Raw genomic sequence first — 1,316 nt, forward strand, 5'->3', positions numbered from 1 at the left:
TTTGCTTTTATAAATACGGCATGGTCTGGCGTTCCAGGGACAGCATCCCAGGATGCTGGTGAATCTGTTTTTTATCTTGCGGTGGGGTTCTGATATGGAAATGGTATATAGCGCTTTAAATAACAGTTTTTTCGCAAAAAATGACGTAGAGAAATATGAAGAAGCAGGGTGGAAACTTGCTGATGTTGTCGACGTAACATATGACGCTTACCTGGAGTTTATTGAAGACAGAACGTTACAAGGGAAAGTACGCATCGCGGGTGATGATGGCCTTCCCGCCTGGGGGGACATACCACCACCAACTCAGGACGAATTAGTGGTAGCCGCCGACGTTGAAAAGCAGAGCAGAATCGACCAGGCAAATGCTTATATGAATAGTAAACAATGGCCCGGTAAGGCAGCGATTGGTCGGCTGAAAGGTGACGAACTGGTGCAGTACAATCTTTGGCTGGATTATCTGGATGCACTGGAAGCCGTCGATACCTCCAGTGCACCAGATATTAACTGGCCTACGCCTCCGGGGGGACAGGCCAATTGACATGCTCAGGGTCGGTTGTCACATCGGCCGCTTTCACGTCGTTTTTATAGGCCAGCCACGCTGACAACCTCGCTCTGTTGGCGTCGCTGAGTTCACCCAACATTAATTCTGTACGCCAGTCGAGCATGGTGGCATCTGCATGAGCCAGTAATTGCTGGCGTACCTGTTCAGCAGCAGCAATCAGTTCTTCATGTGTCGGCGGTGGAATGTCAGCCCAGGCTGGCAGTCCATCTTCGCCAGCTACCCTCATTTTTCCTTCCGGTGGTGTTCCGTTGAAAACCGATACCACATCGTCCTCAATATCAACTGCGTCGCCGGGCCACGTTCCAGCAGATATATAATTGCTTTTCAATTTCAGTGGATAAAACATATTCGTGGAGGCGCTGTAAATATATGTGTTCATGTTATTTTCCCAACGCTATATAAAAGAATGACTGGTTCTGAGTGATGAGGCTTCCGTTTTCGTTGATATCGCCACGGACAGTAAAGGCCGTCAGCGTCTTGTTGGTGGTTGTATAAATCACATTCAGTCCAATAGCAGAAGCTGTCGTCTGGGCAATTGCTATTACCCCGTAAACATCAGTGGTAAAAGGAATATTGAAATTAGCGGTATTCGTAAATGCCTGCGCGTTTGGGTTTCCGACCCCAACACTCCCGTATTGAATGATGTGTCCAGACGGCAGTTCGAACCAGCCAGGACCGGACCGAAAACTGTTCATATCCGGGATCTGATTTGCACCGGTTCCGACATCTCGTTTTGCCGTTTCTCCTAATTGAA

At 48.3% G+C, this 1,316-nt stretch carries 3 protein-coding genes; 1 reads left to right on the forward strand and 2 read right to left on the reverse strand.

The genetic code is table 11. From position 1 onward, the window contains the following. Window positions 1–94: 94 nt before the first annotated feature. Window positions 95–538: a tail fiber assembly protein gene (locus APU02_RS08485; RefSeq protein WP_060569808.1), complete on the forward strand. Its 444-nt coding sequence runs from the start codon at window positions 95–97 to the stop codon at window positions 536–538. On the opposite strand, the gene APU02_RS08490 is transcribed toward APU02_RS08485, so the two are convergent. Beyond that, window positions 510–941 carry a tail fiber assembly protein gene (locus APU02_RS08490; RefSeq protein WP_060569806.1) on the reverse strand — a complete coding sequence of 144 codons (432 nt, stop codon included), beginning with the start codon at window positions 939–941 and terminating at the stop codon, window positions 510–512. The genes APU02_RS08485 and APU02_RS08490 overlap by 29 nt on opposite strands. Before the next feature lies 1 nt (window position 942). Beyond that, window positions 943–1,316 (reverse strand): hypothetical protein (locus tag APU02_RS26890; protein WP_060569807.1); only part of this gene is annotated, 374 nt, incomplete at its 5' end.

The organism is Citrobacter sp. 50677481 (genome assembly GCF_001463265.1).
In the GTDB taxonomy this organism is placed as follows: Bacteria; Pseudomonadota; Gammaproteobacteria; order Enterobacterales; family Enterobacteriaceae; genus Citrobacter_A; species Citrobacter_A sedlakii.